Source organism: Dechloromonas sp. CZR5 (assembly GCF_008711155.1).
Classification (GTDB): domain Bacteria; phylum Pseudomonadota; class Gammaproteobacteria; order Burkholderiales; family Rhodocyclaceae; genus Azonexus.
Window position 1 is genome coordinate 1 of record NZ_VUYQ01000019.1, and the last position, 14,137, is coordinate 14,137.

Consider the following 14,137-nt stretch of genomic DNA (forward strand, 5'->3'; position numbering starts at 1 on the left):
TCGCGCCCAGCAAAAAGGTGTTAACCCCGCTCGCGCGTCTAATCGGTTCTGCGAACGAAAGATTCACAAACTCTGAGGCGTGTGCCGCCGCGTCGGGCCGCTGGGATCGGGCCAAGGCCCCGGGCGCGCCGCGGCGGGTCTGAGGATGAGCTCTTCAGCGCTTCTTGGCACCGATGACCTACCCACGCCCGCCCGCAGGAACAAGCGCCGCTCCCATTTCGAGGAACGGCCAGGCGTCGCGCTGTTCCACCGCATCGGCTGCCACCTCGAACTCCGTAAAATCGGCCGGCCTGGAATACACGGGGGCTTACCTCGTTAAACACCTTAATTTAGCCGCTATTCCGGAGTCCTGCAGCAATGCCGTTGATGGAGATGTGGATGCCCTGGCGGATGCGCTCGTCCTGATGCCCCTCGCGGTAGCGATGCAGCATCTCCACCTGGACGTGGTTCAAGGGGTCCAGATAAGGGAAGCGGTTGCGGATTGAGCGCTTCAAGAGCGGGTTGGCATCGAGCAACTCCGCCTGCTCGGTGATCTTGAGGAGCGCCGCCACACTTGAGGCATGCTCGGCGCGGATGCGCCCGAAGATCGCTTCTCTAAGCCGCTCGTCCTTGACCAGCGCCGCGTAGCGGCTGGCGATGGCGATGTCGCTCTTGGCGAGCACCATGTCCATGTTGGACAGTTGCGTGGCGAAGAAGGGCCACTGCCGGTGCATGGCCTGGAGGAGCGCCATCCCTTCCGCTTCGCCGCGCTCGGCGAGGAAAGCCTCGACCGCCGCGCCGAAGCCGTACCAGCCCGGCAGCATCAGGCGGCACTGCGCCCACGAGAACACCCAAGGAATCGCCCGCAGATCCTCGATCGCCTGACTCTTCTTGCGCGAAGCCGGGCGCGAGCCGATGTTGAGTTCGGCGATCTCCGAGATCACCGTGGATTCCCAAAAGTATTTTTCGAAGCCCTGCGTCTCATACACGAGTGCCCGGTAGGCGCGGAAGGCCGCATCCGACAAGCCCTGCATGGCCTCGATGAATTCCCCGCGCGGGGCCGGCGCATCGCCGGAGATCAGGGTCGCTTCCAGGGTGGCCGCCACCAGCACCTCCAGGTTACGCCGGCCCACCTCCGGGTTGGCGTACTTGGCGGCAATGACTTCGCCCTGCTCGGTGAGCCGGATCTGCCCCTGCACCGCCCCGCCCGGTTGGGCGAGGATCGCCTGGTAGCTAGGCCCGCCGCCCCGCCCGACCGAGCCGCCGCGGCCGTGGAACAGGCGCAGCTTCACTCCGTGCTCGCGGAAGACTTTCACCAGCTCGATCTCCGCTTTGTAGAGTTCCCAGCCCGAGGTGAGAAAACCCCCGTCCTTGTTCGAATCCGAATAACCCAGCATCACCTCCTGGGTGCGGCCGCGGGAAGCCAAGAGGCGCGTATAGGGGGCGAGCGAAAAGAGCCGCTCCATGGTGGCAGGGGCCGCCTGCAGGTCGCCGATGGTCTCGAAGAGGGGCACGACGTTGGCGTCCAGCGCCCCCTCCAGGGGCCGCAGGATCCCCGCCTCTTTCAAGAGCACCGCCAGCTCCAGCATGTCCGAGACCCCGTCGGTCTTGGAAATGATGAAGTTGGGCAAGGCCGCTACCCCATAGCGCAGATGGGCCGCCCGGGCGGCGCGGAAGATGGCTAGCTCGCCGGTGGTCTCCTCGGAGTAATGCACGAAAGGGGAGGCCAGGGGTCGGGCGGTGGCGAGTTCCTCCAGGAGGAGCGCGATGCGCCCTTCCTCGTCCAAGGCGGCATAGCCGGTGCCCGGGCGGGCCACCTCCAGGATCTCGGCCACCACCCGCTCGAAGACCTCCGAGTTCTGGCGCAGGTCGATGGGCGCCAGGTGGAAGCCGAAGGTCGCCACCGCCCGGCGCAGCCGGCGCAGTTGGCCGCGGGCCAGCGCCGCCGAGCCGTTGGTGAGCAGCGAGCGGTGGATCCCCTCCAGGTCGTCGGCCAGTTCCTGGGCACAGCCATAGGCCTGGGAGGCGGCTCTGCCGGCGCCCACCGGCTCGCGGCCCAGCAGCGCCCGGTAGGTGGCCGCCAGCCGCCCATGGATGCCCGACAGGGCCAGCCGGTAGGGCTCGTCGCCGCTGTGGGGGGTGGCCTCCCCGGCGGCGGCCAGGGACAGCAGGGCATCGGAGGCCGACACGTGCATGAGCGAGAGGGTCAGCTGGGAGGCCAGGGTGCGCACCTCGGCCAGGTAAAACTCCAGGGCCAATGCCGCCTGGTGGGCCAGGGCCTGCTTCAGCACCTCGGCGGTGACGAAGGGGTTGCCGTCCCGATCGCCGCCGATCCAGCTCCCGACCGCCAGGAAGCTGGGCAGCTCCAGGGCCGCCCAGGCGCCGTCGTGGGCGGCCAAGCTGTCCTCGATGCCTGCGTAGAGGTGGGGCAGCTCCCGCAGGAAGGTGGATTCGAAATAGGACAGGCCGTTGTTCACCTCGTCGATCACCGACAGCTTGGTGGTGCGCAGCATGCGGGTCTGCCACAGGGTCAGCACCGCCCGGCGCAGGGCCTCCTCGTTGGCGGCGGCCTCCTCCGGGGTCAGCGCCATGCGGTCGCGCTGGTCCAGTAGCTGGGCGATGGCCGTTTGGCAGTTGAGGATGCTCTTGCGGTGGACCTCGGTGGGATGGGCGGTGAGTACCGGGCTGATCAGGGCGTCATCGAAGAAGGCCGCCAGGTCGGCCGCCTGCAAACCGGCGGCGAAGGCCGCCTCCACGGCGTGGGCCAGGCTGCCGGCCTTGGGCGGTGAGCCGGCCAGCAGATGGGCCCGGGAGCGGCGGATGTGGTGCTGGTCCTCGGCGATGTTGGAGAGGATCGAGAAGAAGCTGAAGGCCCGCGCCACGGCGTTGGTCTGGTCGCGCGCGAGGGCGTCGAGGGTCGCCTCCAACTCGCGCCGGGCGGAAGCATCGTCGTCGCGGCGGAAGCGCACCGAGTGCTGGCGGATGCGCTCGACCAGCTCGAAACTGGCCGCCCCCAGCTGATCGCGCACCGTGTCCCCCAGCAGCCGGCCCAGCAGACGGATGTCTTCGCGCAGCGGGAGGTCTTTGTCGGTCGTCACGGCGGCGTCACTCCGGAAAGAAGGGAGCCGGCCAAGACCGGCTCCGGGAATAAAAAGGCCGGTAACCAAAATGGAGGGAGAGGGATAGCACGGCTACCGGCCGGTAAGAACAGGTGATCCATTTGTTTGGCATTCATGAACTTGAACTGCGCCGCATATTTGTGGCTCATGGTTGTATCCGAAATGGTTGCGCCGAACATGGGCAGCAAGGGTCCGCGAAGCGCTTCTGATTTGCCTTTGGGGTGTGGGGCGGGGCGAATGGCCGGATCACGGTCTCAGCTGATCAAGACAGTTTGCACGCCGGTGGAGGTGCCGGTCAGGCATAAATGGGCCTTGTGGCGCGCGAACAGCCCCACGGTCACGACGCCTGGCCATTGGTTGATCTCGGTCTCCAGGGCTAGCGGATCGGAGATGGCCAACCCATGCACGTCGAGGATCGGGTGGCCATTGTCGGTGACCACGCCCTCGCGCAGCGCGGCCCGGCCGCCGATTCCCTCGAAGCGCCGCGCGATCTGCGCTGCGGCCATGCCGATCACCTCGACGGGCAGTGGAAAGCGCCCCAGCACCTCGACGCGCTTGGAGGCGTCGACGATGCACAGGAAACGTTGCGCCAGGTCGGCGACGATCTTCTCGCGCGTCAGCGCTGCACCGCCGCCCTTGATCATGTGACCGCGAGGGTCGATTTCATCCGCGCCATCCACGTACAGCGGCAGCGTCTCAACTTCGTCGGTGGCGAACACCTTGATGCCGTGTGAGCGCAGGCGCGCCGTGGTCGCGTTGCTGCTCGATACCGCGCCGGCAATGCCATCCTTCATCGTGGCGAGTGCGTCGATGAAGTGATTGACGGTCGATCCCGTCCCCACGCCGAGGATGCTGCCAGGTGCCACGTACGGCAGCGCCGCTTTCGCGACCAAGGCCTTGATCTCGTCTTGAGTCATCGCTTAAGTCCCCTCCGAATGTCTTTGGGCGGCAGCCGCGATCCCCAAGAATTCGCTGGCATCCAGCGAGGCTCCGCCGACCAGGCCACCGTCGATGTCCGGCATGGCCAACAACTCCGCCGCATTGGCGGCTCTGACGCTGCCCCCATACAGGATGGGCAGTGACGTTGCCAATCCCGCGTTATCCTCTGCAAGCGTCCTGCGGATGAAAGCGTGGACCTCCTGGGCCTGCTCCGGCGTAGCCGTCATGCCGGTGCCGATGGCCCACACAGGCTCATAGGCGACGACTGCACCTTCGAAACGCTGCACCCCAGCCAAATCCAGCACGACACGCAACTGCCGCGCGACCACCGCTTCCGTAGCGCCTTGTTCGCGTTCCTGGAGGGACTCCCCCACGCACAGCACTGGGGTCAGACCCGCGTCACGGGCGGCGACGAACTTGCGCGCCACGAGGAGGTCGCTTTCGCGCGAAAGATTGCGCCGCTCGGAGTGACCGACCAGCACATAGGAACAATCGAAGTCCAGCAGCATTGAAGCCGAGACCTCACCGGTGAAGGCACCGGCCGTGTGCTCGGACAGAGTCTGCGCTCCCAGGGAAATGGCCGTTCCCTTCAACCGATGCGACACTTGGGGCAGATATACGAACGGTGGAAAGAGTACCACTCGTACCCTGTCCAGGCCGCCGGTTCCCGCCTCGATCGCATCAACAAGGGTAGCAATGCTGCCCAGGTTGCCATTCATCTTCCAGTTGCCGGCCACGATGGGTCGTTGCATGTTCTCATCCTCTCAAACAAGTCGTTCGGGACGTCGCGCTTGCGGGTACGGCGGCTGCCAAGTCGCGCTCATATCGCCTTCGCATGCCTTGTCGACGAAACCACGTCGGGCAATGCCGCGCGCATTGGGAAGCGGGGCCATCGGAAAAGTTTGCATCGCGCTGGCCCCTTTCCGGTGCGCTTAGACGGTGGCAATGCGCATCAGGTTGGTCGTCCCCGGCGAACCGAAGGGCATGCCGGCTATCGCGACGATGGTCGCGCCAGCTTGTGCGAAGCCCTCACGCTTTGCGACGCTGCATGCCACCTCGGTCATTTGGTCAACATCGGCAACGTCGTCCGTATGTACGGAATGAACCCCCCAGACCAGCGCCAGCCGTCGCGCCACCGACAGGTGCGGCGTCAGGCTCAGTACCGATGCCTCTGGTCGCTCTCGGGCGATACGCAGACTGGTGTGGCCCGAGTTCGTGTAGCAGACGATCGCACCGGCGTGCAGCAGCGGCACGGCGTGACGTACCGCGCGGCAAACGGCCTCCGTCGGGCCGGCGGCGTCGGCCGGCGCCGTGTCGTGCGAGGCCTCGATGAGCTGGCGGTACTGCGGGTCGGCCTCGACTTCGGAGATCAGGCGGTTCATCATGTCCACCGCCTCGACCGGGTAGGCACCGGCGGCGGATTCGGCCGACAGCATCACCGCGTCAGCGCCATCGTAAATGGCGGTGGCCACGTCCGAGGCCTCCGCCCGGGTCGGCACGGGGCTTGCCACCATCGATTCCAGCATCTGCGTGGCGACGATTACCGGCTTGCCGAGGCGGCGGCAACTGCGCACGATGCGCTTCTGGATTCCCGGCACGCGCTCGGCCGGCAACTCCACGCCGAGGTCGCCGCGGGCCACCATCAGCGCGTCTGCCAGCATGACGATCTCGTCCAGTCGCTCCACGGCCGAGGGCTTCTCGAGCTTGGCAACGATGGCGGCGCGCTCGCCGATCAGCGAGCGTGCCTCGGATACGTCTTCCGGCCGTTGCACGAAAGATAGCGCGATCCAGTCGGCACCGAGCTCCAGCGCCAGCTCAAGGTCGCGCCGGTCCTTGGTGGTCAGCGCGGTAATGGGGAGCACGACGCCGGGTACGTTGACCCCCTTGCGCTCGGACAGCTTGCCGCCAACCGCCACGCGTGTCTCGGCGAAGTCGGCGCCGCTATGCTCCACGACCAAGCGCAGCCGGCCGTCGTCGAGCAGCAGTTCCGCGCCCGGTTCCAGGGCCGCGAAAATTTCGGGGTGTGGCAAGCCGACGCGCTGCGAGTCACCGGGGGTGGGGTCGAGGTCGAGCCGGAACGGCTGAGACTCGGCCAGCGTCACCGCGCCATCCGCGAAGGTGCCCACGCGCAGCTTGGGGCCTTGCAGGTCGGCCAGGATGCCGATCGGGCGGCCGGTCTCGCGCTCCAGTTCACGGAGGATGGCAAAGCGGGCACGGTGGTCAGCCGCGGTTCCGTGGCTGAAGTTCAGCCGAAAGACATCGACGCCAGCCTCGAAGAGCCGACGAATGGTGTCCTTGTCAGAACTGGCCGGGCCGAGCGTGGCGACGATCTTGGCGTTTCGATTTCTGCGCATATGATCCGAACTCCAGTCAGGAATAGCGTGCAGCCATGGCGTCCAGCGGAATCGGCTTGATTCGGGCAGCGTGCCCGGCGCAGCCGAAGGCCTCGAAGCGCGCCTTGCACACCGCGCGCGCAGCCTTTTTGGCGGCGACCATTGCCTTGCGCGGGTCGAACTCGCTTGGCTGCTCGGCGAAGACCTGGCGCATCGCGCCGGTCATGGCCAGCCGGATATCGGTGTCGATGTTGATCTTGCGCACGCCGTACTTGATGCCGCGCTGGATTTCCGCGTCCTCGAGTAGCGAGCCGTCCATCATCACGCTGGAGAAGCCCGAGCGGACCGACTGCTGGCACACCGCCGGTGAGGCACCGTGGTTTTGGTGCAGCACGACTGGGATATCAGGATGCGCTTCAACGGCGGCCAACACCATGTGGCGCAGGTAGGGCTCGTCGGCGTACTTGCGGGCACCGGCCGAGGCCTGCAGGATCACCGACGACTGGGTTTCCTGGGTAGTCTCCATGATCGCTTGAATCTGTTCGAGATTGTTGACTTTGAAGGCCGGCGCGCCGTAGTCATGCTCTGCAGCGTGATCCAGCACTTGGCGCAATGAAACGAAAGCCATAGTTTACTTCTCCAGAATGATAAAGTAATTAAACGGTGGTTGGGCAGCGACAGCGCAGAGGCAGGGGACGCGACCGCTAGGGGATATCGGATAGGGCGGAAGCCTGCGCGAACCAGCCGGCGAGGTCGTCGAAGGTCACGCGTCCGCCGGTCATGGGGGCCAGGGCGGGGCGCCATCCGCTGCGGGAGTGCAGGCCGGGTCCGACGGCGGTTGCACCCTTGATCGGCGCGTTCGCGAAGTAAGTGCTGCGGGTTACCACCACGGGGCATTCCGCGGCCCGGGCCGCCGCGACGCCGGCCGGTGAGTCCTCGATTGCCACCGCCTGGTGCGGGGGGATTCCCAAGGTGCGCAGCGCCTGCACGAACACCTCGGGGTCGGGTTTTTTGCGTTGCACGTCCTCGCCGCAGACAATCGCCGTGAACCAGTCCGACCAGCGCGGGCCGAGGTGAACGCGCAGCAGCGCCTCCACGTTGGTGCGGCTGGTCGTCGTGGCAATCGCCATGCGCACGCCACGCTCCCGGCATTCGTGCATCAGCTCGCGTACGCCTTCGCGCAGCGGAATCCCGGCGCTGTTCACGAGCTTGGCGTAGATGGCGTTCTTCTTTGCGTGCAGTTCGTGGGCCAGGGCCTCGCGATCCTCTGCCAGCGGCGGCGCATCCGGCTCGCTGTCCATGTAGTGCATCAGTCGTTCCCGGCCACCGGTTATGCACAGCAGTTCGCCGTATTGCGCCTCACTCCAGCGCCATTGCAGGCCGAGCGCCTCGAATGCCCGATTAAACGCTATGCGGTGACCGTCGCGTTCGGTCTCGGCGAGGGTGCCATCCACGTCCCATAACAATGCCTCGAGCCTGGTCATCTCGGTCCCTTCAGCCAGCGCGGCGCTGCAGGATTTCAAAGGCCGGCAACGTCTTGCCTTCGAGCACCTCGAGGAAGGCACCGCCCCCCGTGGAGATGTAGCCGACGTCCTTTTCGATGCCATACTTGGCAATGGCCGCCAGCGTGTCGCCGCCCCCCGCGATCGAGAAGGCTTCACCGCTGGCGATCGCGCGCGCAACGGTCTCGGTGCCCTTGGCAAAGGCATCGAACTCGAACACGCCAACCGGGCCGTTCCAGACGATCGTCCCCGCGGCCCTGAGCTTGTCGGCCAGCAGCGCCGCCGTCTTCGGGCCGATGTCGAGGATCAGGTCGTCGGCCGCCACGTCGGCCACGGCCTTGACAGTCGCCTTGGCGTCGGCCTTGAACTCCTTGGCGCAGACCACGTCCACCGGAATCGGCACCTCGGCACCACGCGCCTTCATGGCATCGATCACCGCCTTGGCCTCGCCCACGAGGTCCGGTTCGGCCAGGCTCTTGCCGATCGGCAACCCTTGCGCGAGCAGGAAGGTGTTGGCGATGCCGCCGCCGACGACCAAGCCATCGACCTTGGCCGCCAGACTTTGCAATATCGTGAGCTTGGTACTAACCTTCGAGCCCGCGACGATCGCCACCAGCGGGCGCTTAGGATTTGCCAGCGCCTTGCCGATGGCGTCGATCTCCGCGGCCAGCAGCGGCCCCGCGCAGGCAACCGGGGCGAACTCCGCGATCCCATAGGTGCTGGCCTCGGCGCGGTGCGCCGTGCCGAAGGCGTCGTGCACGAAGATGTCGGCGAGCGCAGCCAGTTTGCGCGCCAGCGCCGCATCGTTCTTCTTCTCGCCCTTGTTGAGGCGGCAGTTCTCAAGCAACACCACCTCGCCAGGTTTGACCTCGACGCGGTCGACCCAGTTGGCCTTCAATGACACCGGCCGGCCGAGCAACTCGGCTAAGCGCGCGGCCACCGGCGCCAGGGAATCCTCGGACTTGAACTCCCCTTCGGTCGGGCGACCGAGGTGGGAGGTCACCATCACCGCCGCGCCGGCGTCCAGCGCCATGCGGATGCACGGCACCGAGGCGCGGATGCGTGTGTCGTCGGTGATCCGGTTGGTAGCGTCCAGAGGGACGTTGAGGTCGGCGCGAATGAACACGCGCTGGTCGCGCACGCGGCCCTGAGCGACCAGGTCGGTGAAGCGCAGCACGTTCACCGCGAGGCTCCCATCACACGCACCATGATGGCGTCCTGGAAATTCTGAACTGCGGCACGGAACACCATGCGGCCGAAGCCGTTGATACCTACTTTTATGGTCATATTGAACTTCCGGTGTGGGGATGAATCGGTAGTTAGGGTCAGGCCGCCGACAGGCGGCGACCAGAAAGTACATACTCGGCTACCAAGGGCAAGCTGTCGAAGATATGATCGGGTCTGGCCTCGGTGATCGGCACGCCGGCGTTGTAGCCGTAGGGAACCACCCAGGCGGCTACGCCAGCATTGCGCGCTGCCGCCACGTCGGTCGCCGAATCGCCCAGATGGGCCATGTGGGCGATGTCAGCCCCGAGGGTTCGCGCGACGTGGCGCAACACACTGGGGTGCGGTTTCTTTTCGGCCAGCGAATCCCCGCCGATGAGCAGGTCGAAGAAACCGTCCAGTCCGCTGACTTCGAGCACGCGTTGCGCGTGGCGGTACTCCTTGTTCGTCACACACGCCAGACGCACCCCCGCTATCTTGAGGTTCGCCAGCGTATCGCGGCATCCCGGGTAGGGAGTTGCCGAAGTGCCCGTGGTCGCCGCATAGTGCTCGTCCATGCTGGCGAGTACGTCTTCCGCGCGCACGCGGCCGGCAAGTCCGGGCTGCTCCAGAAAACAACCTTGCAACAGTTTGAGCATCAGTTCGCGCGTGCCGGCGCCGATGAGATTGGTGATCTCCGACGCGGGGCGGCGCGGGATGCCGTGCGCGTTCAGAGCGCGGTTGGCAGCCTCGGCGATTTCGTCGGCGGTGTCGACCAGCGTGCCGTCGAGGTCGAAGCTGATGAGATCGTAGCTCACAGGTGTGATCCCCATCAGCCGCGCACCTGCGCGGCGACCAGCGCGGCCAGCCGGTCCGCAGTCAGTCCGAAATGCTCGTAGACCTGAGGCGCGGGCGCCGATTCGCCGAACTGGTCTATGCCGAGCGCGGCGGCGCAGCCATATTGACCCCACCAGCGCGTCACGCCGGCCTCGACGCCGATGCGCGGCAGGCCGCTTCCGAGCACCGCGTCCCGGTAGCTCGCGTCCTGGCGGTCGAACATGGTCGACGATGGCAGGGACACCACCCTCACCGGCAGGTTTCGCGTATCGAGTAGCTCCTGCGCGGCCATCGCCAGTGAGACTTCTGAGCCGGTTGCGAGGATCACTGCGACGGGATCTTTGCGATCGCTCAGTACATAGCCGCCGCGGCGGATGTCGAGCACCTGCTCCGGGCTGCGCTGTTGCGCCGGCAGGTTCTGCCGCGACAGCAGCAGAGCCGTAGGGCGCTCGGTTCGCGTCAGCGCGCTCGCCCACGCCGCCGCTGTCTCGGCGGCGTCGCAGGGGCGCCAGACGTCCAGGTTCGGAATCAGCCGCAGGCTTGCCGCATGCTCGACGGGCTGGTGCGTGGGCCCGTCTTCGCCAAGGCCGATGCTGTCGTGCGTGAACACATGGATTACCCGCTGCTTCATCAGGGCGGCCATGCGGATCGCGTTGCGGCTGTAGTCGCTGAAGGTCAGGAATGTGCCGCCGTAAGGGATGTAGCCGCCGTGCAGCGCGATGCCGTTCATGATGGCGGCCATGCCGAACTCGCGCACGCCGTAGTTGATATGGCGCCCACCCTTTTCGCCGCCGCGCACCGCGCCGCAGCCCGGGAAATCGGTAAGATTCGAACCGGTCAGGTCGGCGCTGCCGCCCAACAGTTCGGGCACTTCGGGCGCCAGCAGCGCCAGCACCTGCTGCGATGCCTTGCGCGATGCCACTGATTCGCGCGACTGGCCGAACTTCACCATGAGGTCCAGCACCCTCGCCTCGATGTCCGCAGACAGCTTGCCGGCTACGCGGCGCTCGAACTCGGCGGCAAGCGCCGGGTGTTCCGTCCGGTACGCTTCGAAGCACACGCGCCATTTGACCTCCCGTACTGCGCCGAGCTCGCGCGCGTTCCAGCGCGTGGCGATACCGTCAGGAATGTCGAACGGGGCGTGCGGCCAAGCGAGCGCTTCCCGCGTGGCGCGGATTTCTTCCGCTCCCAGCGGCTCGCCATGCGCCTTGGCGGTACCGGCACGCGCGGGGGAGCCCTTGCCAATGGTAGTGCGGCAGATGATGATCGTCGGCTTGTCGAGCGACATCTTGGCCTGCGCGATTGCTTGCCCGATCTCTACCACGTCATGGCCGTCGATCGGGCCGACGACGTTCCAGTTGTAGGCGCCGAAGCGGGCGGACGTGTCATCGGAGAACCAGCCCGTCACGGCACCGTCGATCGAAATGCCGTTGTCGTCGTACAACGCGATCAGCTTGTTGAGTTTCCATACGCCGGCCAGCGAGCAGGCTTCGTGGCTGATCCCTTCCATCAGGCAGCCGTCGCCGAGGAAAGCGTAGGTGTAGTGGTCGACCACCGTGTGCCCGGGCCGATTGAATTCGTCGGCCAGTAGCTTTTCGGCCAGTGCCATCCCAACCGCATTCGTGAGTCCCTGTCCCAGCGGTCCCGTCGTCGTCTCCACACCCGGGGTCAGGCCGACTTCCGGGTGACCGGGCGTCTTGCTGTGGAGCTGGCGAAAACGCTTCAGTTCGTGCATTGGCAGGTCATAGCCGGTGAGATGTAGCAAGGCGTACAGCAGCATCGACGCATGGCCGTTGGACAACACGAAGCGGTCACGGTCGGCCCACTTGGGGTTGGTGGGGTTGTGCCGCAGATGGCCAAACAGCGCCACTGCCATTTCGGCCATGCCCATCGGTGCCCCTGGATGACCGGAGTTGGCCTGCTGCACCGCATCCATCGCCAGCGCTCGCAGCGCATTGGCCATCTCGTCGCGCTTGCCGCTATCGGACCGGATCACGCGGTCGTTCGAGTTAGAGCTCATTTCCGTCATTTCTCCGTCAGAGGGTCCCTAGAGCACGCTGGCGCTTCTCCATCATCCGCCAGATAAATGGCGTGAAGATGAGTTGCATGGCCAGTTCCATCTTGCCACCCGGCACGACAATCGTATTGGCCCGCGACATCCACGAGTCGTGGATCATGTTCAGCAGATACTGAAAATCGATACCCTTCGGGTTGGCAACGCGGATTACGCAGAGACTCTCGTCGGCGCTTGGGATGTCGCGCGCGATGAAGGGGTTGCTCGTATCCACCACCGGTACGCGCTGGAAGTTGACATGGGTCCGCGTAAACTGCGGCATAACGTAGTTCACATAGTCTGGCATTCGGCGCAGGATGGTGTCCGTTACGGCTTCGGTCGAGTAGCCACGCATCTTCTTATCGCGGTAGAGCTTCTGGATCCACTCCAGGTTGATCACCGGTACCACACCGATCAGAAGATCCGGATGCTTGGCGATGTCTACCTCGGCCGTGACCACTGCGCCGTGCAGCCCCTCGTAGAACAGCAGGTCGGTCCCCGCGGTCAGTTCTTCCCAAGGAGTGAAGGTGCCGGGTTCCTGCTTGTACGGCGCGGCCTCCTCCTGATCGTGCAGGTATTTGCGGCGTTTGCCGGTACCCGATTCGCCGTAGCTGCAAAACAACTGCTCGAGTTCGGCAAAGAGGTTATTGTCCGCACCGAAGTGGCTGAAGTGCTTGTTGCCGGCTGCCTCGGCCTCGGCCTGGCGTTGTTTCATCTCCTTGCGATCATAACGATGGAAGCTATCGCCTTCGATGATCGCGGCGGTCACCTTTTCGCGGCGAAAAATGTTCTCGAAGGTGCGCGTCACCGACGAGGTGCCGGCACCTGACGAACCGGTGATGGCGATGATGGGGTAGCGTTCAGACATGATGTGGCCTTTGCGGAACTATTTTAGGAATTGGCTGCATGCATCTCAGTTACGAAACAGGCTGCGCTCTGCGAACAACGGTTCTGGCGCTTCGCGGTTTTCAGGCTCGTGGTGGTAACGCTCGATGAGTTCCACCTCGGTTTTGGACCCGAACACGAGACCGATGCGCTGATGCAGCGAACTCGGCTGCACGCCCAGCATGGGCTGGCGCCCGGTACTTGCCCTGCCACCGGCCTGCTCGATCAACATGCCGATCGGGTTCGCCTCGTACAGCAGGCGCAGGCGACCAGGCTTGTTTGGATCCTTGGTGTCGCGCGGGTAGAGGAATACACCGCCGCGCATCAGGATACGGTGCGCCTCGGCCACCATGCTGGCGATCCAGCGCATATTGAAGTCCTTGCCTCGCGCCCCGGTCTTGCCGGCCAGGCACTCATCCACATAGCGCTTGACCGGTGGTTCCCAGAAGCGGCTGTTGGAGCTATTGATCGCGAACTCCTGGGTGTCGGTCGGCACACGGATATTCTCGTGCGTGAGGAGGAACTCGCCGAGGTTCGGATTGAGCGTAAATCCGGCAACTCCGTCGCCCACCGTCAGCACGAACATGGTCGCTGGCCCATACAGTGCGTAGCCGGCAGCGATTTGGCTTGCGCCGGGTTGCAGAAAGTCGGCTGCGGTCACGTCGCGCCCGCTGTCGATCACATCCTGCGGTGCGCGCAGAATCGAGAAGATGCTCCCTACCGAGACGTTGACGTCGATGTTGCTCGAGCCATCCAGCGGATCGAACACGAGCAGGTACTTGCCGCGCTGGTACTGACTGGGAATCTGAAATGGCTCATCCATTTCCTCGGAGGCCATGCCCGCGAGATAGCCATTCCATTCGTTCATGCGCAGAAAGATCTCGTTGCTGAGTACATCCAGCGGCTTCTGCACCTCTCCTTGCACGTTGACCGTGCCGGTAGAGGGTGCCTGCGCCCCCCCCTCGCCAAGCGAACCGAGAGCGACGATGCGCGCTATTGCCTTGCAGGCGAGGGAGACGTCGAGGAGCAATGCATTCAGATCGCCGCTGGCCTGCGGAAAACGGCGGCGCTGTTCGATCAGGTAACGGGTGAGTGTCGCATTGTGAGAAAGCGGCATAGTGGCAAGCCTTTCGAGGTTGGTGGTCCGGAGTCAGCGTATCTCGGCGTACACCCGGGTGGCATGGATGTCGCCGGGGCGCAGTGGGCACACCTCAGAGTTTGTGAATCTTTCGTTCGCAGAACCGATTAGACGCGCGAGCGGGGTTAACACCTTTTTGCTGGGCGCGA

General features: G+C 65.1%; 12 protein-coding genes. All 12 read right to left on the reverse strand.

Features of this window, described 5'->3' with window-relative positions:
- Positions 1-329: 329 nt before the first annotated feature.
- The 12 genes from ppc to F1002_RS20760 all read right to left on the reverse strand — a co-directional run bounded on the left by ppc (position 330) and on the right by F1002_RS20760 (position 13,967).
- Positions 330-3,077 carry a phosphoenolpyruvate carboxylase gene (gene ppc, locus F1002_RS20710; RefSeq protein WP_150430949.1) on the reverse strand — a complete coding sequence of 916 codons (2,748 nt, stop codon included), beginning with the start codon at positions 3,075-3,077 and terminating at the stop codon, positions 330-332.
- Complete coding sequence (locus F1002_RS21105; protein WP_191090495.1) at positions 3,074-3,247, reverse strand: hypothetical protein; 174 nt, start codon at positions 3,245-3,247, stop codon at positions 3,074-3,076. Before F1002_RS21105 ends, ppc begins: the two co-directional genes overlap by 4 nt.
- Positions 3,248-3,352: 105 nt before the next feature.
- Positions 3,353-4,015: a ribose-5-phosphate isomerase RpiA gene (rpiA, locus tag F1002_RS20715; RefSeq protein WP_150430950.1), complete on the reverse strand. Its 663-nt coding sequence runs from the start codon at positions 4,013-4,015 to the stop codon at positions 3,353-3,355.
- A gap of 3 nt (positions 4,016-4,018) precedes the next feature.
- Entirely contained in the window at positions 4,019-4,789 is a 771-nt protein-coding gene (tpiA, locus tag F1002_RS20720) for a triose-phosphate isomerase (protein ID WP_150430951.1), read from the reverse strand.
- Between the two features lie 180 nt (positions 4,790-4,969).
- Entirely contained in the window at positions 4,970-6,391 is a 1,422-nt protein-coding gene (pyk, locus tag F1002_RS20725; RefSeq protein ID WP_150430952.1) for a pyruvate kinase, read from the reverse strand.
- A gap of 16 nt (positions 6,392-6,407) precedes the next feature.
- Entirely contained in the window at positions 6,408-6,998 is a 591-nt protein-coding gene (locus tag F1002_RS20730; RefSeq protein ID WP_150430953.1) for a class II fructose-bisphosphate aldolase, read from the reverse strand.
- Positions 6,999-7,074: 76 nt separating this feature from the next.
- Positions 7,075-7,854, reverse strand: coding sequence for an HAD-IA family hydrolase (locus F1002_RS20735; RefSeq protein WP_150430954.1), 780 nt, complete (start codon positions 7,852-7,854; stop codon positions 7,075-7,077).
- Positions 7,855-7,864: 10 nt separating this feature from the next.
- A complete protein-coding gene (locus F1002_RS20740; RefSeq protein ID WP_150430955.1) occupies positions 7,865-9,055 on the reverse strand; it encodes a phosphoglycerate kinase in 1,191 nt (396 codons plus the stop codon).
- 142 nt (positions 9,056-9,197) lie between these two features.
- Positions 9,198-9,893, reverse strand: a complete 696-nt coding sequence (gph, locus tag F1002_RS20745; protein ID WP_150430956.1) for a phosphoglycolate phosphatase — start codon at positions 9,891-9,893, stop codon at positions 9,198-9,200.
- A gap of 14 nt (positions 9,894-9,907) precedes the next feature.
- Positions 9,908-11,932 (reverse strand): transketolase, encoded by a 2,025-nt coding sequence (gene tkt / locus F1002_RS20750; protein ID WP_150430959.1) that lies wholly within the window; start codon positions 11,930-11,932, stop codon positions 9,908-9,910.
- A 16-nt stretch (positions 11,933-11,948) separates the two neighbouring features.
- Positions 11,949-12,833 carry a phosphoribulokinase gene (locus tag F1002_RS20755; RefSeq protein ID WP_150430957.1) on the reverse strand — a complete coding sequence of 295 codons (885 nt, stop codon included), beginning with the start codon at positions 12,831-12,833 and terminating at the stop codon, positions 11,949-11,951.
- Between the two features lie 45 nt (positions 12,834-12,878).
- Entirely contained in the window at positions 12,879-13,967 is a 1,089-nt protein-coding gene (locus F1002_RS20760) for a class 1 fructose-bisphosphatase (RefSeq protein ID WP_150430958.1), read from the reverse strand.
- Positions 13,968-14,137 lie beyond the last annotated feature (170 nt).

Bases quoted from the DNA above. Each gene is read 5' to 3' on its own strand.
- F1002_RS21105 (WP_191090495.1), bottom strand. From the start codon at position 3,247: ATGAGCCACAAATATGCGGCGCAGTTCAAGTTCATGAATGCCAAACAA.
- rpiA (WP_150430950.1), bottom strand. From the start codon at position 4,015: ATGACTCAAGACGAGATCAAGGCCTTGGTCGCGAAAGCGGCGCTGCCG.
- tpiA (WP_150430951.1), bottom strand. From the start codon at position 4,789: ATGCAACGACCCATCGTGGCCGGCAACTGGAAGATGAATGGCAACCTG.
- pyk (WP_150430952.1), bottom strand. From the start codon at position 6,391: ATGCGCAGAAATCGAAACGCCAAGATCGTCGCCACGCTCGGCCCGGCC.
- F1002_RS20730 (WP_150430953.1), bottom strand. From the start codon at position 6,998: ATGGCTTTCGTTTCATTGCGCCAAGTGCTGGATCACGCTGCAGAGCAT.
- F1002_RS20735 (WP_150430954.1), bottom strand. From the start codon at position 7,854: ATGACCAGGCTCGAGGCATTGTTATGGGACGTGGATGGCACCCTCGCC.
- tkt (WP_150430959.1), bottom strand. From the start codon at position 11,932: ATGAGCTCTAACTCGAACGACCGCGTGATCCGGTCCGATAGCGGCAAG.
- F1002_RS20755 (WP_150430957.1), bottom strand. From the start codon at position 12,833: ATGTCTGAACGCTACCCCATCATCGCCATCACCGGTTCGTCAGGTGCC.
- F1002_RS20760 (WP_150430958.1), bottom strand. From the start codon at position 13,967: ATGCCGCTTTCTCACAATGCGACACTCACCCGTTACCTGATCGAACAG.